Origin of the sequence: Streptomyces sp. NPDC017940, assembly GCF_044328435.1 — a bacterium.
GTDB lineage: Bacteria > Actinomycetota > Actinomycetes > Streptomycetales > Streptomycetaceae > Streptomyces.
In genome coordinates this window covers 315,918-342,336 of the sequence record NZ_JBIRHJ010000008.1, presented here as the reverse complement: position 1 = coordinate 342,336, position 26,419 = coordinate 315,918, and the positions used below count along the sequence as shown (strand labels likewise).

Below are 26,419 nucleotides of genomic sequence, written 5' to 3'. Positions count from 1 at the left end.
GCTGCTTACTGCTTACCGCACTGCGGGACCAGATCCTTCTCCTGCTCGGAGAGGCTGGGGCCGGGTGTGGGAGTCGGTGCGGCGGTGGACTTGGACGTGGCGTCCTGGGTGTTCTTGTCGTTCTGGTTCTCGTCGGTGACAGAGGTGACAGAGGCGACGGATGTGGCGAGGCCGGCCGAGGTGACGGAGGTGGCGGGCGTGCCGACCGCGGTGGCGAAGTTCGCGCTGCGGAAGTCGGGCTTGGAGCTGCCGGCGTTCTCGGGGAACTCCCCCTGCCGCTCCTGGCCGCCGGAGCCGCCCGTGCCCGCTCCGCCCGCGCCGGGCGCACCGTCGCGCTTGTCCTTGTCGCGTTCCTTCTTCTCGCGCTCTTCGCGCTCGCGGTCCGCCCGCTCCATCTCGCGCCGCTCGGCGTCCTTCTTGCAGGCCGAGGCCTGGAGGCCGAGCTCGCCGATCTTCTTCTCGGCGTCGTCGAGGTTGCCTTCGGAGATCGTGGACTCGACCTGCTTGCGCTGGTACGGCGGCAGGTACTTGAGTTCGATCTCGGGGTGGTCCTTCTCGACCTTCGACAGGCTCACCCACGCGAGGTCCTGGTCGATGCCGCGGTAGAGCGCGACGTGCTCGTCCTTGGTGCCGACGTAGTACTGCGTCTGCGTCCAGCGGTAGCCGCCGTACAGGCCGCCGCCGATGACGGCGAGGGCGAGCGCCGTGTACAGGGATCTCTTCAGCCACTTGCGGCCGCCGCCGGGCTTCATCAGGTCCTCGTCGCCGTACGCCCCGAAGGAGCCGCCCTCCGGGTCGTACCCGGGGGTGCCGTCACCGCTGCCGGGCGGGCCGAAGCCGCCGCCGGAGGGGGGCGGGGCCTGGCGGCCGAGGCCCGACGCGCGGCCCGCGGGTGTCTGCATGGCGCCGTCGTCGTTCGCCTGGAGCTGGTTCTCTGCGACCGCGCCGACCACCACGGGGGTGTCGGACAGCCGGCCCGCGAGGGTGTCGCCGGTGTCGATGTCGAGGACGTCGGCGACGATCACCGTGATGTTGTCGGGGCCGCCGCCGCGCAGGGCGAGCTGGATCAGCTCCTGCACGGTCTCCTGGGGGCCCTGGTAGCTGGCGAGGGTGTCCTCCATCGTCTGGTGGGACACGACGCCGGACAGGCCGTCGGAGCAGATCAAGTACCGGTCGCCCGCGCGGACTTCACGGATGGACAGATCCGGCTCGACGTGGTCGCCGCTGCCGAGCGCGCGCATCAGGAGCGAGCGCTGCGGATGCGTCGTCGCCTCCTCCTCGGTGATGCGGCCCTCGTCCACGAGCCGCTGCACCCAGGTGTGGTCCTGCGTGATCTGCGTGAGCACGCCGTCGCGCAGCAGGTAGGCGCGCGAGTCGCCGACGTGTACGAGGCCGAGGCGCCGGCCGGTCCACAGCAGCGCCGTGAGCGTCGTGCCCATGCCCTCGAGCTGCGGGTCCTCCTCGACCATGAGCCGCAGCTGGTCGTTGGCCCGCTGCACGGCCGTGCCGAGCGAGGTGAGGATGTCCGAGCCCGGTACGTCGTCGTCGAGCGTGACGAGTGTCGAGATCACCTCGGAGCTCGCGACCTCGCCCGCCGCCTGGCCCCCCATGCCGTCGGCGATGGCGAGGAGGCGCGGACCCGCGTAGCCGGAGTCCTCGTTCCCCTCCCGGATCATGCCTTTGTGCGATCCGGCGGCGAAGCGCAGTGACAGACTCATGCGCACCTCGCCCGTCGGCTCCGGGTACATCCGCACGGTGCCCACCCTCCGGTCGGGAGCGCGCTGGCGTCCAAGTCCTGGACCGCGTCGGCTCGCTCGCTCCGCTCGCTCATTTTCGTACTACTTCCGCAGCTCGATGACGGTCTTGCCGATGCGGATCGGCGCGCCGAGGGGAACGGGCGTCGGGGTGGTCAGGCGGGTCCGGTCGAGATACGTGCCGTTGGTGGACCCGAGATCCTCGACGATCCACTGGCCGTCACGGTCCGGGTAGATCCTGGCATGCCTGCTCGATGCGTAGTCGTCGTCGAGGACGATGGTCGAGTCGTGCGCCCGGCCGAGGGAGATCGTCTGGCCCTGGAGGGCGACGGTGGTACCCGTGAGGGTGCCCTCCGAGACGACCAGCTTGGTGGGGGCGCCGCGCCGCTGGCGGCCGCCGCCCTGCTGGCGCTGTGGCGGCGGCGCGGCCTGCTGGCGGGCCGCGGCCCGCCCGGCGCCCTCGCGGCGCGCGCCGCGCTGGGTGACCCGCGTACCGAACAGGTCGCTGCGGATGACCTGGACGGCCACGATCACGAACAGCCACAGAACGGCCAGGAAACCCAGCCGCATGACCGTCAGGGTCAGCTCTGACATTGCCCCCGCTTCACCCTTCGGCTTGCCGGTAAATGATGGTGGTGCTGCCCACGACGATCCGCGAGCCGTCGCGGAGCGTAGCGCGGGTGGTGTGCTGCCCGTCCACCACGATGCCGTTGGTGGACCCGAGATCCTGGATCGTCGAGGGCGTTCCGGTCCGGATCTCACAGTGCCGGCGCGAGACGCCGGGGTCGTCGATCCGCACATCGGCGTCGGTGCTGCGGCCCAGCACCAGCGTCGGGCGGGAGATCTGATGGCGGTTGCCGTTGATCTCGATCCAGCGCCGCACCTGCGCTCCCGCGCCCGCGCCGGGGCCCGGCGGTCTGCCCGGCGCCTGCCCCGCGCCGCGGCCCGCACCCGCCCCGGGAGGCGGTGCGGCGGGCATGGGAGGTGCGCCCGAAGGGCCCTGCGGGGGGCCGAAGCCGCCGGGGGCCCGGCCCGCGCTCGTGGGGCCGCCGCCGGCCGGAGCGGGGGGGCCGCCGGGGCCCGCGGGGCCGCCGGGAGCGCGCTCGGGAGTCTGTGAGGTGCTGGAGGCGAGCGTGCGGCTGCGCACCCGGTAGAGGCCCGTGTCCAGGTCCTCCGCCTTCTCCAGGTGCACCTTGATGGGCCCCATGAAGCTGTAGCGCTGCTGTTTCGCGTACTCGCGCACCATGCCGGAGAGCTCGTCGCCGAGCTGTCCGGAGTACGGGCTCAGTCGCTCGAAGTCGGGCGTGCTGAGCTCCACGATGAAGTCGTTCGGCACCACGGTCCGCTCGCGGTTCCAGATCGTCGCGTTGTTGTCGCACTCACGCTGGAGGGCGCCGGCGATCTCGACGGGCTGGACCTCGGACTTGAAGACCTTGGCGAAGGTGCCGTTGACCAGACCTTCGAGTCGCTGCTCGAACTTCTTCAGGACTCCCATGAGGCACCTCCTCCGTCGTTGTCATCCTCGTACTGCTTACTGATCGTATCCACGCGCCGGGAAATCAGGTGGTTCCCCCTGTCCGCCCAGACCACGAGTGTCGCCTCTCACAAGGCCTGCCCGCACCGGTCTTCCGCGATCCTCCGGGTCCCCTCTTCGACGATCCTCCGGGTTCCCCTTCGACAGGGATCGTAGAGGGGGTCCGACGACAGTGTCCCGCACCCGGCTGTGGACCTGGGAGGAGGACTTGACGGGCGGCCCGGTTGCCTCGGGCGGGGGGTTCGGCCGGAACTCGTCCCGCCCTCGTCCGGGTGGCGTACTCCGCCGCCGTGCCCGGAGCCGCCCCCGGCGGCCGCCCCGGTCCCCACGCAGGTGCCCCCGCACACGGATGTGAATCCATCCTCTCCAGCGTGCTAATCTTCTGGATGTCGGCAGGCGCTCGCACCACGCAGTGAGAGACCCAAGGACAACACCCATGCGCGGGTGGCGGAATAGGCAGACGCGCTGGATTCAGGTTCCAGTGCCCGAAAGGGCGTGGGGGTTCAACTCCCCCCTCGCGCACCACGACGAAACGGTCGTCATCGTGATCCACGATGGCGGCCGTTTCGCGTTGGGCGTGTCGGTCGCTGTGACCTATGTCATGCCCGGGTGGGGCGGCGCCGCCGTGCGACGCCGCCCCGGGGCCGTTCACCGCCGGTACTCGTCCTGGATGTCGTCGATCCGCCGCAGCAGCGCGTCGTCGTCCGGAGCCTTGATCACGTAGGAGTCGAGGAAGTCCGTCGAGTGGCGGACGCCACCGCGGCCGTTGCCCGCGCCCTTGGTCGCGATGTGCTCGACGACGCCCAGCTCCGCGAGGCGCGCGGGGGCGATGGCGCGGCTCTCGCCGCCGCCCGGGTAGAACGCGAGGAAGCCACAGGTCCCGCCGCCCGGTGCCGCCGGGTCCGTGCCCAGGGAGACATCGAGGCCCGCGTCGAGGCGGATCTGCGCCTCCACGATGTTGAAGCCGTACTGCCACTCGATGACCGGCGGGATGATGCCGCCGGGCGGGCGGCCCGCCACCTCGCAGAAGATCAGTTCGTCGGCGGGCGTGTGGAACAGCTCCAGATGCGTGGTGCCGTCCTTGATCCCGAGCGCGGAGAGCACGGAGGCGCTGAGTTCGGTGATGCGCTTCGCCAGCTCGCCCTCGCGCACCAGGACGGTGCCGAAGATCCCGCCGGGCCGGTACCCGGCCGGGTCGGTCAGATAGCGGCCGACGCTGCTGAAGCGGATCTCACCGTCCCGCACCACGGAGTCGCAGTGGTAGATCCGGCCGGTGACGAACTCCTCGATGCCGTAGTGCGCACCGGACAGGTCGAGGCGCGCGACGACGTCGCGGGCCTCGTCGAGGGTGTCGACCATGAACAGGTCCTTGGCCGCCAGGCCCCAGCGGCTCTTGATGACCTTGCGACCGGTGCTCCAGTCCACGTTCAGGAGGTCGGCCGGGCTGTCGAGCGCGGAGAAGTCGGGCACCACGGCCGCCCCGGAGGCGCGCACCGCCTCCTTCATCCGCAGTTTGTCGCGGAAGAGGGTCGCCGTCTCGAAGTCCATCCCCGGCAGCCCGAACTTCGAGCGCAGCTCCGCCGCGAGCAGCACCGCGCGCTCGTGCACGGCGATGACCCGGCCGACGGGCCGGTTGCGCAGCGTCCACTCGCAGACGGCGCGCCAGCGGTCCTCCTCCTCCGGGTCGCACATCGCGACCTGCGCGACGGGGTTCTGCGCGAGCCCGCGCACGCCCCCGTGGAACTGGTTGCGGGTCGCCAGGTGGACGTCCAGCTCCGACATCGGCAGGAAGTGGCGGCCGCCGCGGTGGAAGTGCGCGTACGAGTGGTGGTTGATGAACAGGGCACCGGGCTTCGGCGTCCGGGTCCCGGTGCCGCCGGGCAGGAAGGCCGGGGCGGCCGGGGCGGCCGGGACAGCCGGGTCGGAGGGCGGCGCGGGGGCCGGTGTCGGCTCCGTCAGGCGCTCCAGGTCCTCGGCGGGGACACCGGCCGTCCCGAGCAGGGAGTTCGCCACCGCCGCGGCCCGCTGCCCCGCCGGGGACAGACCGACCACCGCCATGGGCGCGAGGGGCCGCAGCACCCGCGTCACGAAGTCGGTGAACGCCTGGGGGACCGGGTCCCCGGCGCCGTCCGCCGCGCCGTCCGCCGCGAAGTCCACGGTGTAGTAGCCGGAGTGGTCGTCGACCAGGTCCTGTACGGGCGCGCCGGGGCGCTGCACGAAGAACGTCTGGTACGGCAGGGAGTGCGCGGTGCGTGCCGCGGCCACGCTCGCGTCGATGAGGACGAGGCGCCGGTCCGGGTGGGCGGGGCTGGCGGCCGGGTCGAGATGGGTGGGGGTTTCTGCGGGGTCTACCACTGCATGTCCCTGTCTGCGGTGTATGCGGTGTCGTCGGCGATGTCCGTGATTCCGGCGATGCCCGCGATGTCGGTGACGTCTGCGGCGTACGAGGCGTACGAGGTGTACGCGGCCTGCGAGCCCTCGCCCGGGTGCGAGCCCTCGCCCAGGTGCGACAGCTCGTCCCTGATGGAGGTCTGCTCCCAGTGCTCCCGGTCGCGTACGTAACGGGGGGCGTCCGCGACGATCGCGGTGGTCGCGGTCCTCGCGCCGTCGAGCCGCCAGGTCACCGAGCCGGTGACGGGCGCCACGGCCTCGGTGACGAACGCCTGGCAGGCGGCGCGGAGTTCGCCGAACCAGCGCCCTTCCAGCGCCTCCCTGACCCAGAGCTGCTCCATGTGCAGCTTCTCCCTGAGCACCTCGGCGTCGAGCACCGCGGTCTCCAGGTGGCGGCGCGAGGCGAGCAGCAGCCAGGCCGCCGGCATCTCGCGCACCTCCAGGACCTTGCTGCCGCCGGGCAGGTGCTCGAGGCCCGTGTACCGGCCGAGGCCGTGGGCGCCGACGGCCGTGTTCAGGCGGGCGATGACGTCGGTCAGGGAGAGTTCTTCCCCGTCGACGGCCACCGGCAGGCCCGAACGGAAGGCCACCGTCAGGCTCCGGGGCCCGGCGGCCTCCGGTGACGGCCGTGCGCTCCACCGGTAGAAGGACTCGGGTACGGCGTGGTCCTCGGGGTCGTCGAGGATGCCGGACTCGAACTCGCGGCACCACAGGTTGGAGTCGCCGCTGGCCGAACGTTCGGCCATCTCGTCGAGGCCGATGTGCCGCAGCTCCTTGATCTTCCGCTCCCGGTCCACGGGGTCCAGGTCGTAGGGGCTGCCGAAGTGCCCGTCGAAGCCCAGCTGTTCCAGGGCGCCGTTCAGTCTGCGCAGGCTGTTCTGCGAGCGGTTGGCGGTGTGCAGGATCACCCCGGCGCCGAGGTCCCCGGCCACCTCGGTGGCGACGCGGGCGATCAGCGGGCGGCTGAGGGTGGAGCTGACGGGGTGCGTGTCCAGGTACACGGCGTGTGCGGTGATCGCGGGCCGTACGAACTCCTCGACGAACGCGGCCCTGCCGTCCACCAGGTGCAGGCGCACCCCGAGCGCGGTCGTGATCCGCTCGATGTGGGACCGCTCCTCGTCGCCGCCCACCGCCACGCTGAGGGCGTGCACATCGGTGGCCCCCGCCTGCACGAGCCGGTACAGCAGGTAGCTGCTGTCCAGGCCGCCGCTGAACAGCGTCACGATGGGGCGCCGCAGGTCGACATCGCCCTGGGTGATGTCGCGGAAGGAGCGGATGCCCCGTCGGCTTGTCTTCACGCCGTACGTCCTTAATCGTCCAGAATCGTCCAGCCGGGCAGGGCTAGGAGGCGGGCGGCGGGACCGGTGCGCCGGCCGCCACGCAGTCCCGCAGGAACGAGAGCTTCGAGTAGTGGTTGCGCTCGGAGGCGATACCGGCCTTGGCGAGGTGGGCCTCCACCAGGCGGGTGAGCCGCTCCATCTCGTCGTCGATGGTGGTGGCGTCGAGTCCCTCGTGCCGGTAGGTCTCCAGGTACTCCATCTCGACCTGGCGCAGCTTGCGCCCGCCGGCCGCGTCGACGGTCACCTCGTCCGTCTCGATGCCGAAGCCGTGGCCGGTCGCCAGGGAGTGCACGTTCACGTCGAAGCGGGTGCGCCGGAAGCTCGGAAGGCGCCGGAAGCCCAGTGCCGGGAACTCCCGGGACAGGTACGCGTCGAAGTCGCCACCGGGAACCTCGACGCCCTTGCGGAAGGTCTCCTCGCGGCGCAGGGCGTCGGCGGGGAACTTCTTCATCTTGAGCTGGTAGCGGTTTCCGGGGTTCTCCTGGAAGGCGTAGTGGCCCACTTCGTCGGCGGGCCCGGTGACCTCGAAGTTGTGCTGCACGAAATGCCAGCGGGTCAGTTCGTAACCGGGGTACGTGATGAAGCCGGGGAAGTCGCCCGCTTCCACGGCGGTCCACATGTCCTTGGTGAGGGACCAAATGGAGGCTTCGTCGAGCAGGGTGACCTTCTGCTCGATCTCGATGTCCTCTTCGCAGTTGATATGGGCGTTGCTCTCGATCCGCATGTGGTCCTGGAGCTCGGTGCGGTACTCGAGAGCGCGGGCCACCAGGTCGGCGAGGCCGATGTCGGTTGCGTGCTCGAATCGTGCCGTCCGCACGAACAGGGTGCCGTTCGTGCGGTACCGGGCGCATATCAGGACTTCGGTGAAGGGTCCCGAAGCGGCCGTGTGCGTGCGCAGGAGCAGCAGGGGGCCGAGCGCGGAAAGGGTGGCGTCGGCAGAATCCGGAATTCCGCCTTCCGTCGTGAGGACACGGCCCAGATAGGCGGTGAAATCAGCCGGGAAGTGGGTGCAGGACCAGGTCGGCAGGGGGGCGGCGGGCGGGCTGAGCGGCCGTTCCTGTCCCGTCGCCCGGACCACCGTGAGGGCCTGTGACGCGGTGTGCTCGGGGCGCAGGAACTCCATGGCCCGGGTGGCGTCACCGGCTTCGGCCGCCAGCTCCGCCACCAGGGCCGGGGCGTCGGCGACCGGGGTAACCGAGTACTGGTGGGCCATGTCGGCGATGACGAGGCGCCTGGTGACGATGGTCCCGGCTTCCCCGACGTCGGCGTTCGACTGCGCTGTCAAAGCAACTCCTAGAGATACTCGGGACACCGGAAATTATCGGCGGAGAATGCGGCGGAAAACCGCGCGCGGACGCCTTGGGAAATGCGGGGCGGCAAAGTGCGCCGATCGCATTTACGGGTGGGTGCACTGCGCCGGAATCACACGTTCCGCTGTGCACAGAAAGCCGGAAGGCTCGGTGTGGATTCGGCCGTCGGCGGCCTGTTTGATCACAACGACGACGCACACTAAGCGGTGCTGACATTGCACGTCAATGGCCATTGATCGGCAACCGGATTCGGTGGTCAGTCGCTATCGGCTCCTTTGAGAAGCAAACGTCTGAACTGTCCGAAACTGGACATTAGCTCACTTGTTTGACAACGCAAAGTTACCCCCTTGACTCCCACTGTTCATTCAGTGAAGCTGCTTGCTGCGATCTTGATCGACTCGATCAGGTGCTTCGGATCGGAAACGGGGGGTTCGGGTGCGTGACACTAAGCAGCGCCTTGTGCTGCTGGTGCTTGACGGGCTGGGATGGGCTCCGGAAGGCAGCCACAATCCACTGCTGGAAGCAGATATTCCATTCATCTCCCGGCTGACCGAGGACACGCCTCCGACTCTTCTCGAAGCCTCGGGTTCGGTGGTCGGACTGCCGTCCGGGCAAGTGGGGAACTCCGAAGTCGGGCACCTCACCATCGGCACCGGGCGCACCGTCGCACAGGCTTCGGTGAAGATCAGCCGGGCCGTCACCGAGGGCGGTTTCCGTGCCTGTCCCGCCCTCGTCGACGTCTTCGCCAGGTCACGTGCGGCGGGCACCGCGGTGCACGTGATCGGCATCGCCTCCGAGGGCGGCGCCCACGGGCACATCGACCACATCGGCGCGGTCCTCGACCTGGCCGAGGAGTACGGCTGGTCGGACCGCACGTATGTGCACGCCGTCAGCGACGGACGTGACGTACCCGCCCGCACCGCCCTCAGCGACCTCGTACGACTGGAGGAGAAGGGCGCGCGGCTCGCCACGGTGGTCGGGCGGAAGCTCGCCATGGACCGCTCGGGCCGCGCGGACCGCACGGCGAGTGTCGTGGCGGCCCTGACGGGCGAGAGCGCGGACGACGGCGAGGCGCCGGCGACGGCACCGGGCACGACACGGGACTGGCGGGCGGCGGTCGCGGAGCACTACGCCGCGGACGTCACGGACGAGCACCTGCCGCCGATCGTCCTGGACGCGCCCCGCATCGCGCCCGGCGACGAGATCGTCATGACGAACTTCCGCCCCGACGGGCTGCGCCAGCTCGCCACCGCCCTGGCCGCGACCGGACGCCCGCTGACCACGATGACCCGGTACAGCGACGACATCCCCGCGACCGTGGTCTTCGACCAGGAGCACGTGGACGGCACCCTGGCCCAGGCGGTCGCCGCGGCCGGACTCGCCCAGGTGCACATCGCCGAGCGGGAGAAGTACGGGCACGTCACCTACCTCCTGAACGGCTACACGCAGCAACGCCAGCCGGGCGAGCGGCACATCATGGTGGCCAGCAGGACCGACGTGCCGAGCTTCGACCTGGCCCCCGAGATGTCCGCGCGGGAGATCACCGCACGGCTGATCGGCGAACTCCGTTCGGGCGAGGCGCAGTTCCTGGTCGCCAACATCGCCAACATCGACACGGTCGGGCACACCGGCAACTACGACGCCGTGCGGCAGGCGGCCGAAGTGGTCGACGCCTGTCTGCGGGACATCGCCGGGGCCGCCGCCGAACACGGCGCGTACCTGGTGGTCACCGCCGACCACGGCAACGGCGAGTCCATGCGCGAGGCCGACGGCACCACGCCGAGCACCCGGCACACCTCGAGCCCCGTACCCCTGTGGGTGCTGGGCGCGGACCGTGCGCTCGCACCGTCCGGAGACCTCAGGGACATCGCGCCGACCTGTCTCCACCTCCTGGGCATCGAGCCGCCCGCGGCCATGTCCGGCCGAGTTCTGTGAAGGACCCCACATGACCACGCACCACGCCTTCGACCCGGTGCGCTTCGAGCTGCCCGAGCGGCTGCGCAAGGGCGCTACGCGCGAAGAACTGCGTGCCGAACTCCTGCCCCACGCCCGCCGCTGCCTGGAGGGCGACCCCGGCTTCTTCGTCCTGACCGGCCTCGCCCACTTCGACGAGGAGGAGTACCGGCAGTTCGCCGTCACCGCCTCCGCGGCCCTCGGCGACCTCGTCCCGCAGGACAGCAAGGGAACCCTGCTGCGCGAGGTCCGCTACCGGGGCGTCAAGCTCGGCGAGGGCGCCACGGGACGCTACTCCGACTCCCGCACCGGCGGCAGCCTGCACACCGACTCCCCGCACCGGCCCACCGACGTGCCGGACTACTTCGCCCTCGCCTGCGTGCACCAGGCCGCCGTCGGCGGTGACCTCGTGCTCGTCCGGCTCGCCGACGTCGTGGCGCGCCTGAGCGACCGGCCCGACGTGCTCGACACGCTGCGCAGGCCCGTGTACTTCGACACCCGCGACGACACCCCTGGCGCGGCCCGCACGGTCCTGCGCCCCGTCCTGGAGCACTCCGACGACGGCCGGGACCGCGTGCACTACCTGCGCGAGTACATCGAGATCGGGCACCGCGGGGACGGCGTCCCGCCCCTGACCGAAGCCCAGATCGAGGCGTTCGACCAGTTCGACGCCCTGCTCGACGACCCGGAGCTGCGGTCGCAGGACCGGCTCGGGGAAGGCGAGATGATCTTCATCGACAACCGGTGGACCCTGCACGGCAGGGTGGAGTTCCAGGACAGCGACCAGGGCCACCAGCGGCTGATGCTGCGCACGTGGATCGCCGCCGACGTCTCCTAGCCCGACGTCCCGCTCTACCGTCGCCGCCGGGGCACCACCGCGGCGACCTCCGCCGTCCGCTCGCTTCTTCGCCGTTCACCGCCGCACATCCGGGTGCCGTAACGCACCTTCCCACCGCCGTCGGGAAACGGTCGTACGACCGTGCCTCCGGCGAGACCCAAAGGAGCAGCAACCTTGACCTCTCATCGGGCCTCCTTCCGTGCAGTCATGTCCCAAGGCGACCTGGTACGGGTCGCGGGCGCGCACGACGCGATGGGCGCGACGCTCGCCCAGCAGGCCGGTTTCCAGGCGGTCTGGTCGTCGAGCCTGGAGGTGTCCGCCTCGCGCTGCCTCCCGGACGCCAGCGTCCTGACGATGACCGAGTACCTGGCCGCCGCCGCCAACATGCAGAAGGCGATCGACATCCCCGTCGTCGCGGACGTGGACACCGGCTACGGCAACAACCTGAACGTCGCGCACATGGTCCACGAGTACGAGGCGGCCGGCATCACCGCCGTGGCCATCGAGGACAAGCTGTACCCGAAGGTGAACAGCTTCGCGGAGGTCGCACAGACCCTGCTGCCGCTCACCGACTTCGCGCAGAAGATCGAGACGGCCAAGAACGCCCAGCGCGGCGAGGACTTCTACGTCATCGCACGCACCGAGGCCCTCATCGACGGCCTCGGCGTCGAGGAGGCCCTCGAGCGCTGCACGGCCTACGCCGACGCGGGCGCCGACGCGATCCTGATCCACTCCAAGAAGAAGGACGAGGGCGAGATCGTCGAGTTCCTCGACGGCTGGGACGGCCGCAAGCCCGTCGTCATCGTGCCCACCACGTACCCGCAGTGGTCCGCGGCGGAGGCGACCAAGCACGGCGTCTCCGTCGTGATCTACGCCAACCAGGGGCTGCGCGCCACCGTCCAGGCCCTGCGCACCACCTTCGGCACCATCTACCGGGATGGTTCGTCCCTCGGTGTCGAGTCCGAGATCGCCCCCGTGTCCGACGTGTTCGCCCTCCAGCGACTTCAGGATTGGCTGGCCCTGGAAGCGTGATATCCAACGACGACTTCTGCACGGCGCTCGCGGACCGCGGCTTCGACTTCGTCGCCGGCGTCCCGTGCTCCTACTTCAGCGGCCCGATCGAGCGGCTGACCCGTGACGGCGTCTACCTGCCGGCCGCGAACGAGGGCGCCGCCCTCGCCGCCGCCGCGGGCGCCGCCGTCGCCGGGCACCGCGCCGCGGTCATCGCCCAGAACTCGGGGCTCGGCAATCTGATCAACCCGCTGGCCTCGCTCACCGAGACGTACGGGATCCCGGTCCTGGTCTTCATGAGCCTGCGCGGCTGGCCCGACCCCAGCCAGGACGAGCCCCAGCACGAGATCATGGGCACGTCCACGCACAAGCTCCTCGACGCGATGGACGTACCGCACCTGACCGTCCCCGCGACCGCCACCGCCGAGGACCTCGCGGACGTGCTCGACCACGCGGAGACCGAACTGGCCGCCGGGCGCACCGTGTTCGTCCTCACCCAGAAGGGGGCGATCGAGAAGGCCGCCGGAGCCGGGGGCAAGGACGGCGAGAGGCCCGCGGGGACCGAAGCCGCCCCCCGCGGACCGGGGCTCGGCCGGGTCGAGGTGCTGCGCGCGATCGAGCACCTCCTCGAGGGCGCCGCGGTGGTGTCCACCACCGGCTACACCTCCCGCGAGCTGTTCGGCGTCACCGGCTCCAGGAGCCACTTCTACATGCAGGGCTCGATGGGGCACGCCGCCGCGTTCGGCCTGGGTGTCGCCCTGCGCGAGCCGGGTACGCCGGTCGTGGTCCTCGACGGGGACGGCGCCGCCATCATGCACCTGGGCACGCTGTCGTCGGTCGGAGCCGCGGCGCCGGACCGCTACGTCCACGTCGTCTTCGACAACGGCTCGTACGAGTCCACCGGCGGCCAGGCCACCACCGCGCACACCACGAGGTTCGCCACCGTCGCCGAGGGGGCCGGGTACGCCTCCGCGCGGGTCTGCGACTCCGTGCGGGAGGTGGCCGAGGCCCTCGCCGCCGCGCTCGGCGGCGGCGGGCCGCACCTGATCGTCGTCCCCGTCGCCACAGCCGGGGCCTCCGCCTTCTCCCGGGCCACGGCCGCCATGACCACGACCGACATCCGCGAGGGCTTCGCGGCCCGGCTCCGCGGCGGGTCCGGGCCCCGGGGGTCCCGGCCCCGGGGCGAGGAGCACTCCGGTGGGGGCTGAACCCGGCGGGCTCGCGGGACATGGCGGGTTCGGTGGAGACGCGGGGCTCGCGGGACATGGCGGGCACGGTGGAGACGCGGGGCCCGGTGGGCACGGCGGGCACGGCGGTGTCGAGGTGGTGTTCGGGGCGGGTGCGGTACGGCGTCTCGACGCCCTGGTCGACTCCTACGGCGCGCGCCGCGTCCTGGTCGTGGCCTCCGAGGGCGGCCTGCGGCGGGCGGGCTTCGGGCACTGGCTTGAGTCCCCGCGCCACCACCTGTTCTCCGGCTTCCGGCCCAACCCGGCGCTCGACGACGTCCTGGCGGGCTGCGTCCTGCGCGACCGCGTCGACCCGGACCTCGTCGTGGGGCTCGGCGGCGGCAGCGCCATGGACGTGGCCAAGATGGTGCGCGCCCTGCCCGCCGACGGCGCCGCAGCCCGCGCCTGCCTGGGCACGGGCGCCGCCCCGCCGCCGGTGGCGGGGGACCTCGTCCTCGTGCCCACCACCAGCGGCACGGGCAGCGAGGTGACGCAGTTCGCGACGGTCTTCGACGGGGAGCGGAAGTTCTCCTTCGACCACCCGACGGCCGCCGCGACGCGCTCCGTCGTGGATCCGGAGCTGACCGCGACCTGCCCGGCGGAGGTCACCACGAGCTGCGCCATGGACGCGCTGTGCCACGCCGTCGAGTCGCTGTGGGCCCGCCGTTCGCAGGCGGCCTCGCGGGCCGACGCGCTGCGTGCCCTCGACGCCCTCACCGGCCCGCTCGGCGACGGCGTCAAGGACACGACGGCCGCCGTGCGGGAGCAGCTGGCCCGCGCGGCGATCGACGCGGGCCGCGCCATCAACGTCACCCGCACCACCGCGGCACACGCCTTCGCCTACCGCCTCACCGGCCGCTACGGCGTCCCGCACGGCGTGGCGTGCCTGCTCAACCTCCAGTGGCTGTTCGCCTACAACACCGAGCGGCACGGCACCCACTGCGAGGACGACAGGGGCCGGGCCCACGTCAGGGCCCAGCTCGACGCGGTGGCCGCCGCCTTCGGCGTCGACCTCCTCGACGTACCCGGCAGGCTCGGCGAGCTGCTCGCGCAGTCGGCGTGGTCGCCGCGGCTCGGCGACTACGGCCTGACCGAGCGGGACCTGCCGGACTACGTCGCCGCGGGCCTCGGCTCCACGGCGCGGGCCGCCAACAACCCCGTACGACTCGACGAATCGCTGGTGCTGAGGGCGCTCCGCGCCGTGCACTGACGCGGCAGGAAGCGGAAGGAAGCAGTCATGAGCAAGGCCGCTCCCTACGGGGCATGGAATTCACCCGTTTCGGCGGCGGACGTCGCGGCGACGGACAGTCACCCCAACTGGCCCGGTTTCGTCGGCGACGAGATCTGGTGGTCGGAGCGGCTGCCCGAGGAGGGCGGGCGCACGACGCTCATGCGCGCCGAGCCCGGTGGCGGCGCGCACAGCGCCCTGCCCGCGCCGTGGAACGTGCGCAGCAGGGTCATGGAGTACGGCGGCCGGGCCTGGGCGGGTGCCGCCACCGGGGACGGTCCGCTGATCGTCTTCGTGCACGCCGACGACCAGCGGCTCTACCGCCTCGACCCGGCCGCCCCCGGCGCCGCGCCCCGGCCCCTCACGCCCGTCGGCGCGCCCGGGGCCGCGTCGGCCTTCGTCGACCCGGTGCTGCCCGCCGCCGCGGGGGCGGTACCGACGGAGGTCTGGTGCGTACGGGAGCAGACCGCTCCCGGAGGTGTTCCCGTACGGGAACTGGTGGCGGTTCCGCTGGACGGTTCGGCGGCGGGGGACGGCGCCCTAGTGCGCACGCTGGCTCGCGGGCACGACTTCCTGACGGGGCCGCGCGTCGCACCCGACGGGCGGCATGTCGCCTGGATCGGCTGGGACCACCCCGACATGCCGTGGGACGCGAGCGAGGCCTGTGTCGCCGAGATCCGCGGTGACGGCACCCTGGCCGCGGCGCGCGTCGTCGCGGGCGGGCCCGGGGAGTCCGTCGCCCAGGTCGAGTGGACCGACGACGGCGACCTCTATGTGATCACCGACCGGTCCGGCTGGTGGAATGTGCACCGGGCCGACGTCGGTGAGCACCGTGCCGACATCGGCGTACACCGGGCCGACCCCCGCGGCGGCGCCCCGCGGGTGGTCGCGGTGTGCCCGCGCGAGGAGGAGTTCGCCGGGGCGCTCACCAAGATCGGGTTCACCTGGTGCGCCCCGCTGCCCGGCGGACGGCTCGCCGTCGTGCACGGCACCCACTCCCTGTCCCTGTCCGTACTCGACCCCGCGTCCGGGGAACTCAGCGCGCTGCCCTGCCCGTTCACCGAGTACGAGCCCCTGCTCGTGAGCCGGGGCCATCGGCTGGTCGCGATCGGCGCGCGGGCGGACCGCGACTTCACGGCCGTGTGCGTCGACACCTCGGACGGTACGTGCACGACCCTGTCGCAGCCGCGCGCGACCGTACCCGCGGACCTGCTGCCGGTGCCCGAGGCGCGCACCTTCCACGGCAGCGACGGCCGCCCCGTGCACGCCGTCGTCCTCCCGCCGCGCAACCCCGGCTTCACCGGCCCGCCCGGGGAACTGCCGCCCTATGTCGTCTTCGCGCACAGCGGCCCCACCAGCCGCTTCCCCATGGCGTACGACCTGCGGACCGCGTTCCTCACCAGCCGCGGGATAGGCGTCGTCGGCGTCAACTACAGCGGTTCGACGGGGTACGGCAGGCAGTACCGCGAACGCCTCCGGCACGCCTGGGGCATCGCCGACGTCGCCGACTGCGCCCTGGTCGCCGAGGCGCTCGCGGCCGAGGGCGCCGCCGACCGCGACCGGCTCGCCATCCGTGGCGCGAGCGCGGGCGGCTGGACCGCCGCCGTCTCCCTGACCATCCTCGACACCTACCGCTGCGCGGCGCTGCACTATCCCGTCCTGGACCCGGTGACCTGGCGGAACACCCAGAACCACGGCTTCGAGGCGTTCTACCTGGACACCCTCGTCGGGCCCTGGCCCGAGGCCGAGAACGACTATCTGACGCGCTCGCCCGCGCACGCCGCCGACCGCGTCGACGTGCCGTTCCTGCTGTTCCAGGGCAGCGCCGACCCCATCTGCCCACCGGCGCAGGCCGAGCGGTTCCTGGCGGGGGTACGGCCGGAGGCGGCACCGTACCGGCACCTGGTCTTCGACGGCGAACGGCACGGATTCAAGCGGAGCACGACCGTCGTGGAGTGCGTCGAGGCGGAACTTGCGTTGTTCCGGGAGGCGTTCGGGGTGCGGGAGGTTCCCGGGGCGTCCCCGGCCCCCGACGCGCTCGACGCGCCCGAGGCGGAGACCGTGCACGGCCTGGTCGCGGACCGGGCGGCCCGCGCGCCCGAGCGGATCGCCGTCCAGGACGCCACGGGCTCCTGGACGTACGCCGAACTGCTCGCGCGCGCCGACGACCTCGGTGTGCTGCTGCGCCGGGCCGGGGTGCGTCCCGGCGACCGGGTCGGCATCCACCTGGACCGTACGCGCGACCTCGTGGCCGGGCTGCTCGCCGCGCTGCGCGCCGGATGCTCGTACCTGCCGCTGGACCCCGAGTACCCGGCCGACCGGCTGCGCTTCATGATCGAGGACGCCCGGCCCGCGGCCGTCCTCACCCGCCGGACCCTGCCGGAGCCTCCGCACGGGGGCGGGACGCGGCTCGTGCACGTCGACGAGCCGGGCACGCCCCGGGGTGGGGCCGCGGGGCTCGCACCGGTGGTCTGTTCCCCGGACCAACCGGCCTTCGTCATCTACACGTCCGGTTCCACCGGCACCCCCAAGGGCGCCGTGCTCGCCCACCGCGGCATCGTCAACGTCCTGCGGCACAGCAGGGACGCGTTCGGCTTCACCGAGGACGACTCCGTCCTTGCCATGGCCGCGTTCTCCTTCGACTTCGCCCAACTGGAGCTGCTGCTCCCGCTGATCAGCGGGGGTACGGTGCAGCTGCTCGACCGGGCCGCGGCCCGCGACCCCGAGCTGCTCGAAGCGGCGCTCGACGCGCGTCGGGCCTCGTTCGTGATGGGCACCCCTTCGATGTTCGCCGCGCTCACCGCGTTCGGCTGGCGGCCGCCGCGCGGTGTCAGCGTCGTCTCGGGCGGCGAGAGCCTGACGCCCGCCCTCGCGGAGGCCCTCGCGCCCGCTGCCGCGCTGTGGAACATCTACGGTCCCACCGAGACGTCGATCTTCTCGCTGTACGAGCGGGTGCCCACGTCCGGCGGCCCGGGTGCCGCCGTCTCCGTACGCGGAGAGCTGCCGGGGGCCGCCACCTCAGCGTCCGGAGAGCTGCCGGGTGCCGCCGTCTCCGTACCCGGACAGGTACCGGGAGGCGCCGACATCACCATCGGCCGACCCGTGCCGCACACGGTCGTCGAGATCCTGCGCGACGGCGAGCGCTGTGCCGACGGTGAGACCGGCGAGATCCACCTCGGCGGTCCCGGCCTCGCCCTCGGCTACCTCGACCGGCCCGAGCTGACGGCCGCGCGCTTCCTGCCCGACCCGTTCCGCCCCGGCGAGCGCCTCTACCGCACGGGCGACCTGGGCCGCAGGCTGCCCGACGGCCGCATCGCCTACGAGGGGCGCGCCGACGACCAGGTCAAGATCCGGGGGCACCGCGTCGAACCGGGCGAGGTGGAGGGTTGGCTGCTGCGGCACCCGGCGGTACGCGCCGCCGCCGTCGTCGCGGAGCGGGGGCACCATGCGCTGCGGCTCGTGGCTTACGTCGTCCTCGCGGAGGGAGTGGAGGGAGTGGCGGACGCGGAGCGCACGGGAGGCGCGCAGGGTTCGGCGGGCTCAGGGGGCGCGGAGCGCACGGGAGGCGCGCAGGATTCGGCGGGCCCGGGAGGTGTGGAGGGCGGTGTCGCCGGTCTGCGTGCGCATCTCGCCCGGCACCTGCCCGTCCACGCCCTGCCCCATCGCGTCGTCGCCGTCCCCGAGATCCCGCTCAGCCCCAACGGCAAGACCGACCGCCGTGCGCTGAGTGCGGTGGCGCGGCCCCGGCCCGCGGGGGCCGAGGGGCTCGCCGGGGTGTGGCGCGACGTCCTCGGCGTCACCGGCGTCACCGCCGCGGACAACTTCTTCGCGCTCGGCGGCGACAGCCTCAGCGCGATGGAGATGACCATCAGGGCACGGGACCTCGGCATCCAGTTGCGCGTCGCCGACCTGTACGGCACGCGGACCTTCGGCGAGCTGGCGGACACGGTCGGAATGCGCGACCCCGCACGCTCCGCCGTTCCCACCGCCACCGCCGAGCTGCCGACGGCGCTGTCCCCGGCCCAGCTCCGCTTCCTGGAGTGGGACTACCGGGACGCCGACCACTACAACGTCTCGCTGCTCCTGGACGTCGCCGACACCGTGGACCGGGACGCGCTCCGCGCATCCCTGGACGCGCTGGCCGAGCGCCACCCCGCGCTGCGCCTTCGGCTCACCGGCCCCGCCGGGGCACCCGTACCGGTCACGGACCGGCCGTCCGGCGCGCCCCTGTCCTGGCACGAACTCCCCGGAACCGATGACGACGACGCGGTCGAGCGCGCCTTCCTGAAGGAGGCAGACCTCCTCCAGCAGTCGCTGAGCCTGCGCGAAGGACCCGTCTGGCGTGCGGCCTTCTTCGCCGGGAGCGGCGGTCACCGGCTGCTGCTCGTGTTCCACCACTTCATCGCCGACGGCATGTCCCTGAAGATCATCGCCCGGGACCTCGGAGCGCTGTACGCGGCGGGTGCGGACGCGGAGCGGGGGGCGGTGCCGCCCGCCCCCGCGTCCTCGTGGGCGGCGCACGCGGGCACCCTGCGCCGGTTCGCCAACGGCCCGCTCGACGAGTTCTTCGTACGCCGCTGGGAGTCCCTGCCCTGGTCGCAGTGCGCCCCGCTGCCCGCCGACCGCCCTGACGGCAGCATGCACCTGAGCCACGTCAGGGCGTTCGACACCGAGGTCCCGCTGCCCGCGGGCATCAGCGCCCCGCGCCAGGAGGAACTCCTGATCTCGGCCGTCGCGGCGGCCGTCGCCGAGGAGTCGGGCGCCCGCGCCGGCGCCGTCGAGGTGTGCCGCCACGGCCGGACCGACCCCACCGGTGGGCCGGGGCACTTCGACGCGGTGGGCTGGCTCAACAGCATCACGCCGTACGTACTCGCCCTGCCGGAACCCGGCGCCGACGACGGCGCCACCGCCGCCGCGCTGCGGGCGCAGATCACCGAAATCCGCGACCTGGAGCAGACCTGGGGAGCCCTGCGCCACCTGCACGACGACGCGGGCGTGCGCGCCAGGCTCGCCGCGCTGCCCGCCCCGGACGTCTATCTGAACTTCCTCGGCTCGCACATGTACGAACGGGAGCCCGCGGGCCCCTTCCGGCCGCGCCACGGCGACGTCGGCACCGAGATGACCCTCGACCGCACCCAGCCGTACCGCATCAAGATCTACGCGGAGACGGCGCCCGCCCCGGTCACCGTACGGCTGAAGTGGCAGTACAGCGCCGACGTCGACGACGAGTCCCGGATCCGGCGCGTCGCCGCTTCGTGCGCGCGGCACCTCGACCGCCTGGCCCGCTGCCCCTGAGCCGTCCCTGACAGGAGACCCGACCCCCATGCAGCACATCCTCATCGCCAACCGCGCCGCGATCGCGGTGCGTGCCGCCCAGACCTGCCGCGGCCTCGGCCTGCGGACGACCGCGCTCGCCGCCCGTACCGACACTCAGGCCGCCGCCCATGTCGCCGCCGCCGACCACGAGGTCACCGTCGAGGGCCGGGGCCTGCCCGACACCTACGACTCGGCCGCGCGCGTCCTCGACGCCGTGGACCGCAGCGGGGTCGACGCGGTGTACCCGGGCTACGGCTCGCTCGCCGAGAACGCCGACTTCGTGGCCGGTCTCGAGGAGCGGGGTGTGACGTTCGTGGGGCCCTCGGCCGCGGCGCTGCGGCTCGCGGGCAGCAAGGCCGCCGCCGCCGAGGCCGCGCGCCGCATCGGCGTCCCGGTGCTCCCGCACGCCACGGGCCGGGGCCGGGACGAGGTCCTCGCCCATGTCCACGCGATGGGCCTGCCCGTCGTCCTCAAGCCGGAGTTCGGCTACGGGGGACAGGCCGTGCGCGTCGCCCGTACCGAGGCCGACGTCGAGCGGGCGGTGGCGGGCAGCCCCGAGGCAGCGGGGGGCACCGAGGCCGCGGGGACTTCTTGGTACATCGAGAAGTACCTGCCCGTGAACCAGGTCGTCGGCGTCACCCTCGCCGTGGACCACGACGGCAACGTGCTCCCCCTCGGCGAACGCGAGAGCCTGCTCGTGGCCGACGGCCTCAAGCTCCTGGAGGCGTCGCCGGTCGCGGGCGTCGACGCGCAGGTCCTGGAGGCGATGCGTGCCGACGCGGCCCTGGTGGCGCGGGAGTTCGGGCTGACCAACGTCATGACGGTGGAGTTCATCGTCGGCCCCGACCGCTACTACTTCCTGGAGGTCAACGGCAGGTTGCCGCTCGCCTACCGGATGTCCGAGAGCCAGCTCGGCACGTATTCCGGGGCTCGGTCCGGTACGGATTCCGGGGCTCGGTCCGGTGCGGTTCCCGGGGCTCGATCCGGTGCGGATTCCGGGACTCCGCCCGGCGCCGACCTCGTGGAGCTGCAACTCCGTATCGCCCGGGGCGAGTCCGTCTCCGCCGCCGCGCACCCCGTCGACCGGACGCGGCACTGCCTGGAGGCCCGGCTCTTCGTCCACCCGCAGGAGCTCGCCGACTTCCCGGACGTGGGCACGCTCGACCGCTTCGAACTGCCCGACGTCGACGGCGTCACGTACGCCAGGTCGGTGGACCCCGAGCGCCCCGTCACCTACGAACTCATCCTCGCCCAGGCCCTGGCCGCCGACACCTCGCGCGCGGCCGCGGCCCGCCTCGTGCGCAAGGCCGTCGACGGCGCCCGCGTGACGGGCCTGCGCTGCTACGTCGAGGAGATCACATGGCGGCTCGACGACGAGTGCTGAGGCCGTACCAGCGGTGCCGTACCAGCGGTGCCGTACCAGCGGGGCCGCGAGAGCAGTGCCGTACCAGCAGTACTGAAGTCCGGACAGCAGTACGGAAGCCGGACCAGGAACACCAGGAGGACATACCCATGAGCCAAGGGCTGACCGTCGCCTTCCTCGGCATCGACGGCATCGGCAAGAGCACCCTGTGCCGCGCCTTCGAGGAGCGCGTGCGCGAGAGCGGCCAGGAGGTGGTGACCGTCACCTGGCGGTCCGCCCTGGAGGAGACCGCCGCGCCCTGGCCCGCGGTGCCGCTCCAGCAGCTGTGGCTGGAGTCCTTCCGCACCCTGTACGGGGCCGGTCTGCGCGACGGCGAGCCGCTGGACATCCCCCGCGGCTACGACGACTGGCGCGACAACGACTGGGAGCGCCACCTGGCCGCGGAGCCCGTCCTGGGCAACAAGGCGTCCGGTGCCCTCGCGGCCGCGTTCGTGGAGATCGCGGGCAATGTGCTCCTGGCCTCCGAGGTGACCCGCAAGGCGCTGGCCAGGGGCGCGATCGTGGTGCAGGAGTCGTACCCGATCAAGCACGTCCTGAAGGAGCTCGCGGTCGCCGAACGGCTGGCCGTGGAAGGCGCCGGCGCCGAGGGCGGCGACCCGGCCGCCGAGGCCGTCGGCGAGCTGACCCGCACCCTGCGCGGCCTCCTCGACCTCGTCTTCGGCTCGTCGCTGCTCCGGCCCGACGTCGGCATCCTCGTCGACGGCCCGTCCTCGTACGCCTACCGCTGGCGCACCGCGCAGAACGGTGCCGTCGGTGCCCTGGAGGACTACGGGCCCGCGGGCGAGCGCAGCGAGGAGTCGTTCAGCCGGATGCAGGACGAGACGGCCGAGCTGTTCCGTGAGTACGCCGACTCCTGGGGCTGGATCGTGCACCGGGTCGACGACGGCGGCGTGGCGGCCAACACGGCCCGGGGGCTCGCGTCCCTGTGCGCCCACCCGGAGCTCGCCCGCCGCCTCGGCGCCCCGGAGCGACCCGGCGACGTGACTGCATGACGGTCCCGCCCCCCGACCCGGGCGCGGTTCCGGCCCCCGACCCCGGCGTCATACCCCCCGCCCCCGGCGCTGCCCCGGGCGCCGCCCCGGCCGTGGACCGGGCCCCGGCCGCCGCGCCGGAGGACAAGCGGATCCTGCGCGTCCTGATCACCTCGTCGATGTTCTCGAAGGTCGCGGACTGGCAGCTCGGCATCGTGATCCCGCTGGCGGTCCTCGCCGAGTCGGACTCCGTCGCGCTGTCCCTCGTCTCCTTCGCGCTGCGCGGTGTCACCTACGTGGGTTCGCCGTTCCTCGGCTCGGTCATCGACCGCTTCGACAAGCGTCTGATCTTCGTGCTCGCCCAGCTCCAGCAGGCCCTGTGCCTGGTGGTGCTCGCGGCGACGCTGTCCAGTCAGGTGTCGGTGGCGGTCCTTGTGCTGCTCTCGGGCGTCGGCGGGGTCGCGAGCGCCATCACCGGCCAGTTCGTACTGATCCCCAAGCTCATCAGCGCACCCGGCCGCCCGCTCGCCGTGGCCAAGCTGAACTCCGCCATCGAGCTGTCGAAGGTCATCGGCCTGGTCCTCGGCGGCGTCGGCTTCACCCTGCTCGGGCCCGCGGCCGCCACGCTGTGCATCGCGCTCCTGTACGTGGTCGCGGGCTGCGTCGCGATGCTGCTGCCCGCGGTCGCGGCGAGCCCGGAGAAGATCAACCTCCGCCGTGACCTCGCGATCGGTTTCCACTGGGTCGGCAAGCGCGAGATCCTGTGGCTCGTCGTGACCATGTCGATGACCAATCTGGCCATCGGGCAGCTGGAACCCGCCCTGATCACCGAGTTCGGCGACCAGGGCATGAACACCACCGTGATCTCCGTGGTGATGGCGACCGGCCTGCTCACGGGCGCCGTGGCGAGCCGTGCGGCCCCGCACTTCCTGCCGCTGTGGACCCCCGAACGGCGCATCCTGGTGTGCCAGTTGATCGGCTTCGCGGGCCTCGCGCTGATCGCCGTACCGGTGCTGCCCGTGCGGGTCGTCGGGTTCATGGTGGAGTGCTTCGCGATCGCCGTGAGCAACGTGGCGTCCATCACCTACCGCCAGGAGACCATCCCGGCGGAGGTCGCGGGCCGCGCCAACGCCACGATCCGCATGTTCATCACGGGCGCCGCCCCCCTGTCCGGCTTCCTCTACGCCTGGGCCAGCCGCCTGGACGGCTACTGGTACTGGCTGCCCGCGCTCGGCCTGTGGGCGGCGGCGAATGTGATCTGGGCGGTGCATGCGCGGCGGGGGGCGGGCGTGGGCGCTGCGGCTTCCGCTTCCGCCGCGGCTTCCGCTGCTGTCCCCGCCTCCGCCTCTTCTGCAACCTCCGCCTCCTCTACAGCTTCCGCTTCCGCTTCCGCTTCCGCGCAGGAGGCACCGAAATCTCCCGAAGGAGTCACCAGTGGAGATCGTTGAGCAGGACCATCTCGTCATCGCCGTGGTGGACCGGGCGGAGGCGGAGAGCCACGCCTGGAAGGCGGCCGGGGAATCGGCCGGAGCGGCGGCCGGAGAGGCGGCCGGGGAGTCAGCGGGGGAGTCGGCCGGGCCGATCGACATCGTGCGGCTCGCCGAGGACGACGTCGACCCTTCGGGGGGCATCGACGCCGACCTGGCCGGCCTGGGGTTCGTGGCCCGCCCGAAGTGGCTGAACTGGTGCGCCCCCGTACGGGATTCCCAGGCGGACTTCGAGGCGGCACTCTCCGGCACCGAGCGACGCAACATCCGCCTCGGCACCCGCTTCGTCCACGACGAGGGGCTGCGGGTCGACGTCCGCGTGGGCCTGACCGAACAGCTCGTGGACGAGTTCCTGGTCCTGTACGAGCAGCAGATCGCCGGTATGCCGCGCGGCCAGAACTTCGCGCGGCGCGGCCGCGACCGGCTGCTCGCGGGCGCCGACCAGCACGTCGGCGTCTGCGTGCGGACCCGCGACGGCGCCATGCTCGTGGGGTCCCTCTGGTGGATCAGGCCCGAGGACTCGGTGCTCCAGATGCGCTACTCCGCGTCGGCGGCGGACGCCCGGTCCGGCCGGGTGATGCGGGTGGCGTACGCGCGGGCACTCCAGTTCGCCCGTGAACAGGGCCTGACGTACGCCTCGTTGGGGAACGACCCCTCGCTCTTCGGCCATGTCGTCCAGCCGGGCCTCTTCAACTTCAAGACCCGCTTCGGCTTCGCCCCCGTACCCGCACAGGTGCTCACGCCCAAGCTGGGAGGCGGCTTCGTGGACAAGTTCCTCAGCCTGCGGTCGCTCGCGGACCCGGCCCTCGTGGTGACGTGGGGGCGGCATGCGGGGACGGTGCCGGTGTGGCCCGAGGTCGGGGCGGCGGGGCCGGGGCACGATCTGCTGATCCTGTCCGGGGCTTCCGGGGCTTCCGGGGCTTCCGGGGCTTCCGGGGCTTCCGGGGCTTCCGGGGTGCCGGGGGCGTCCGGTGTCGCGGACGAGGAGCTCGCGGGCCGGTTCCGTACGGAGGGCTTCCGCCGGACGCGGGTGGCGGCCGTCCCGTAGCGGGGGTGGGCGCCCGGGGCCCCCGGCGGTACCTTCGACGCGCACTGATGTTCGTGACCGGGGGCGGGAAACATGGCTGACGCGATACGTACGGAGACCGGAGCAGGGACCGGGAGCGGCGCCGGGGCCGTGCCGGACGCGGTGTCGGGCGCGCGTCGCCTCCCGCACGTGGACGGCTTCGCGCGCCTGCCCGCGCCCGGCGACCCCGGGCCCGGGCAGCCCAAGCAGGAGGGCAAGGCCCTGCGCGCCGGAACCCCGCGCTCCGCGCACGCGCGGTACGAGCCGGACGACCGGCGCCCCGACCCCGTACAGGTCGTCGAGGAGACCAACCGCTGCCGCATCCCGGAACTCGCGCCGCTGCGCGTCGGCAGGATGGCCGCGTCGCCCTTCGCCTTCCTGCGCGGCACCGCGGGACTGATGGCGTACGACCTGGCCCGCACCCCCCTCACCGGCATCGGCGCCCAGATCTGCGGCGACACCCACGCGGCCAACTTCGGTCTCTACGGTGACGCCCGCGGAGGCCTCGTCATCGACCTGAACGACTTCGACGAGACCGTGCACGGCCCCTGGGAGTGGGACGTCAAGCGCCTCGCCACCTCCCTGGTGCTCGCCGGGCGCGAGGCGGGCGCCGATGAGGACGCCTGCGAGGAGGCCGCGTACGACGCCGTCGGCGCGTACCGCCGCACCATGCGGCTCCTCGCCAAGCTGCCCGTGCTCGACGCGTGGAACGCGATCGCCGACGAGGAGCTCGTCTCCCACACGGACGCCCGTGACCTGCTCGGCACCCTCGACCGGGTCTCCGAGAAGGCCCGGCAGAACACCAGCGCACGCTTCGCCGCCAAGTCGACCGAGCCGGTCCCCGACACCGAGGCCGACGTCCCGGCGGGCGGCGTCACGCCGCGGCGCTTCGTCGACGCGCCCCCGGTGCTGCGGCGGGTGCCGGACGCGGAGGCCGCCGCGGTCGCCGCCGCCCTCGGCGCGTACCGCTCCACGCTGACCGAGGACCGCCTGCCCCTGCTGGCCCGGTACGCGATCCAGGACGTGGCCTTCCGCGTCGTCGGCACCGGCAGCGTCGGACTGCGCTCCTATGTGGTCCTCCTCCTGGACCACCGGGGGGAGCCGCTCGTCCTCCAGGTCAAGGAGGCCTGCCCCTCCGCGCTCCTTCCGCACCTGCCGGTGGCGGGCTTCAAGGAGCAGGAGGGCGAAGGGGGGCACGAGGGCCGCCGGGTCGTGCTCGGGCAGAAGCGGATGCAGGTCGTCAGCGACTTCCTGCTGGGCTGGACGACGATCTCGGGCCGCCCCTTCCAGGTGCGCCAGTTCAGGAACCGCAAGGGCAGCGTGGACCCGGCGGCCCTCGCCGCCGACCAGCTCGACGACTACGGCCGGATGACCGGCGCCCTGCTCGCCCGCGCCCACGCGCACAGCGCCGACCCCCGCCTGATCGCCGGGTACTGCGGCAAGAACGACGAGCTGGACGAGGCGGTCGCCGCTTTCGCGGTGGCGTACGCGGACCGCACGGAGGCCGATCACGGCCGGCTGATCGCGGCGGTGCGGGAGGGGCGGCTGCGCGCGGAGGCCTAGAGCCCGTC

General features: G+C 72.6%; 17 protein-coding genes and 1 tRNA gene. 12 read left to right on the top strand and 6 right to left on the bottom strand.

Features of this window, described 5'->3' with window-relative positions; all coding sequences use genetic code 11:
* Positions 1 to 5: 5 nt before the first annotated feature.
* The 3 genes from ACH4DX_RS27790 to ACH4DX_RS27780 all read right to left on the bottom strand — a co-directional run bounded on the left by ACH4DX_RS27790 (position 6) and on the right by ACH4DX_RS27780 (position 3,249).
* Positions 6 to 1,763 carry a Stp1/IreP family PP2C-type Ser/Thr phosphatase gene (locus ACH4DX_RS27790; protein WP_398157175.1) on the bottom strand — a complete coding sequence of 586 codons (1,758 nt, stop codon included), beginning with the start codon at positions 1,761 to 1,763 and terminating at the stop codon, positions 6 to 8.
* 75 nt (positions 1,764 to 1,838) lie between these two features.
* On the bottom strand, positions 1,839 to 2,348 hold the full coding sequence (locus ACH4DX_RS27785; RefSeq protein WP_398119563.1) for an FHA domain-containing protein: 510 nt from the start codon (positions 2,346 to 2,348) through the stop codon (positions 1,839 to 1,841).
* A gap of 10 nt (positions 2,349 to 2,358) precedes the next feature.
* Positions 2,359 to 3,249 carry an FhaA domain-containing protein gene (locus ACH4DX_RS27780; RefSeq protein ID WP_398157174.1) on the bottom strand — a complete coding sequence of 297 codons (891 nt, stop codon included), beginning with the start codon at positions 3,247 to 3,249 and terminating at the stop codon, positions 2,359 to 2,361.
* 477 nt (positions 3,250 to 3,726) lie between these two features.
* Between ACH4DX_RS27780 and ACH4DX_RS27775 the strand changes: the two genes are divergently transcribed.
* A tRNA-Leu gene (locus tag ACH4DX_RS27775) sits at positions 3,727 to 3,813 on the top strand.
* Between the two features lie 123 nt (positions 3,814 to 3,936).
* Here ACH4DX_RS27775 and ACH4DX_RS27770 read toward each other — a convergent pair.
* Genes ACH4DX_RS27770 through ACH4DX_RS27760 form a run of 3 tightly spaced genes read right to left on the bottom strand, consistent with a single transcriptional unit; the run spans position 3,937 to position 8,304 of the window.
* Positions 3,937 to 5,643: an acetyl-CoA carboxylase biotin carboxylase subunit family protein gene (locus ACH4DX_RS27770; protein ID WP_398157173.1), complete on the bottom strand. Its 1,707-nt coding sequence runs from the start codon at positions 5,641 to 5,643 to the stop codon at positions 3,937 to 3,939.
* On the bottom strand, positions 5,637 to 6,977 hold the full coding sequence (locus ACH4DX_RS27765) for an argininosuccinate synthase-related protein (protein WP_398157172.1): 1,341 nt from the start codon (positions 6,975 to 6,977) through the stop codon (positions 5,637 to 5,639). Before ACH4DX_RS27765 ends, ACH4DX_RS27770 begins: the two co-directional genes overlap by 7 nt.
* Positions 6,978 to 7,020: 43 nt before the next feature.
* Positions 7,021 to 8,304: a hypothetical protein gene (locus ACH4DX_RS27760; protein WP_398119570.1), complete on the bottom strand. Its 1,284-nt coding sequence runs from the start codon at positions 8,302 to 8,304 to the stop codon at positions 7,021 to 7,023.
* Positions 8,305 to 8,764: 460 nt separating this feature from the next.
* Here ACH4DX_RS27760 and gpmI point away from each other — a divergent pair, with 460 nt between their 5' ends.
* From gpmI to ACH4DX_RS27705, 11 genes are all read left to right on the top strand, one after another.
* On the top strand, positions 8,765 to 10,264 hold the full coding sequence (gene gpmI / locus ACH4DX_RS27755; RefSeq protein WP_398157171.1) for a 2,3-bisphosphoglycerate-independent phosphoglycerate mutase: 1,500 nt from the start codon (positions 8,765 to 8,767) through the stop codon (positions 10,262 to 10,264).
* A 10-nt stretch (positions 10,265 to 10,274) separates the two neighbouring features.
* The gene (locus ACH4DX_RS27750; RefSeq protein WP_398119572.1) at positions 10,275 to 11,120 is read left to right on the top strand and encodes a TauD/TfdA family dioxygenase; all 846 of its coding nucleotides are present in this window, start codon (positions 10,275 to 10,277) and stop codon (positions 11,118 to 11,120) included.
* Positions 11,121 to 11,327: 207 nt separating this feature from the next.
* Positions 11,328 to 12,152, top strand: coding sequence for an isocitrate lyase/phosphoenolpyruvate mutase family protein (locus ACH4DX_RS27745; RefSeq protein WP_398119574.1), 825 nt, complete (start codon positions 11,328 to 11,330; stop codon positions 12,150 to 12,152).
* On the top strand, positions 12,149 to 13,339 hold the full coding sequence (gene aepY / locus ACH4DX_RS27740) for a phosphonopyruvate decarboxylase (protein WP_398157170.1): 1,191 nt from the start codon (positions 12,149 to 12,151) through the stop codon (positions 13,337 to 13,339). The genes ACH4DX_RS27745 and aepY overlap by 4 nt, the downstream gene beginning before the upstream one ends.
* The gene (locus ACH4DX_RS27735) at positions 13,329 to 14,567 is read left to right on the top strand and encodes a phosphonoacetaldehyde reductase (protein ID WP_398157169.1); all 1,239 of its coding nucleotides are present in this window, start codon (positions 13,329 to 13,331) and stop codon (positions 14,565 to 14,567) included. Before aepY ends, ACH4DX_RS27735 begins: the two co-directional genes overlap by 11 nt.
* Positions 14,568 to 14,594: 27 nt before the next feature.
* On the top strand, positions 14,595 to 19,880 hold the full coding sequence (locus tag ACH4DX_RS27730; RefSeq protein ID WP_398157168.1) for an AMP-binding protein: 5,286 nt from the start codon (positions 14,595 to 14,597) through the stop codon (positions 19,878 to 19,880).
* A 28-nt stretch (positions 19,881 to 19,908) separates the two neighbouring features.
* Positions 19,909 to 21,285, top strand: coding sequence for a biotin carboxylase N-terminal domain-containing protein (locus tag ACH4DX_RS27725; RefSeq protein ID WP_398157167.1), 1,377 nt, complete (start codon positions 19,909 to 19,911; stop codon positions 21,283 to 21,285).
* Between the two features lie 128 nt (positions 21,286 to 21,413).
* Positions 21,414 to 22,316 carry a hypothetical protein gene (locus ACH4DX_RS27720; protein ID WP_398157166.1) on the top strand — a complete coding sequence of 301 codons (903 nt, stop codon included), beginning with the start codon at positions 21,414 to 21,416 and terminating at the stop codon, positions 22,314 to 22,316.
* Entirely contained in the window at positions 22,313 to 23,743 is a 1,431-nt protein-coding gene (locus ACH4DX_RS27715; protein WP_398157165.1) for an MFS transporter, read from the top strand. The genes ACH4DX_RS27720 and ACH4DX_RS27715 overlap by 4 nt, the downstream gene beginning before the upstream one ends.
* Positions 23,730 to 24,830: a hypothetical protein gene (locus ACH4DX_RS27710; RefSeq protein WP_398157164.1), complete on the top strand. Its 1,101-nt coding sequence runs from the start codon at positions 23,730 to 23,732 to the stop codon at positions 24,828 to 24,830. The genes ACH4DX_RS27715 and ACH4DX_RS27710 overlap by 14 nt, the downstream gene beginning before the upstream one ends.
* A 72-nt stretch (positions 24,831 to 24,902) precedes the next feature.
* Positions 24,903 to 26,411: a DUF2252 domain-containing protein gene (locus ACH4DX_RS27705; protein ID WP_398157163.1), complete on the top strand. Its 1,509-nt coding sequence runs from the start codon at positions 24,903 to 24,905 to the stop codon at positions 26,409 to 26,411.
* Positions 26,412 to 26,419: the final 8 nt, after the last annotated feature.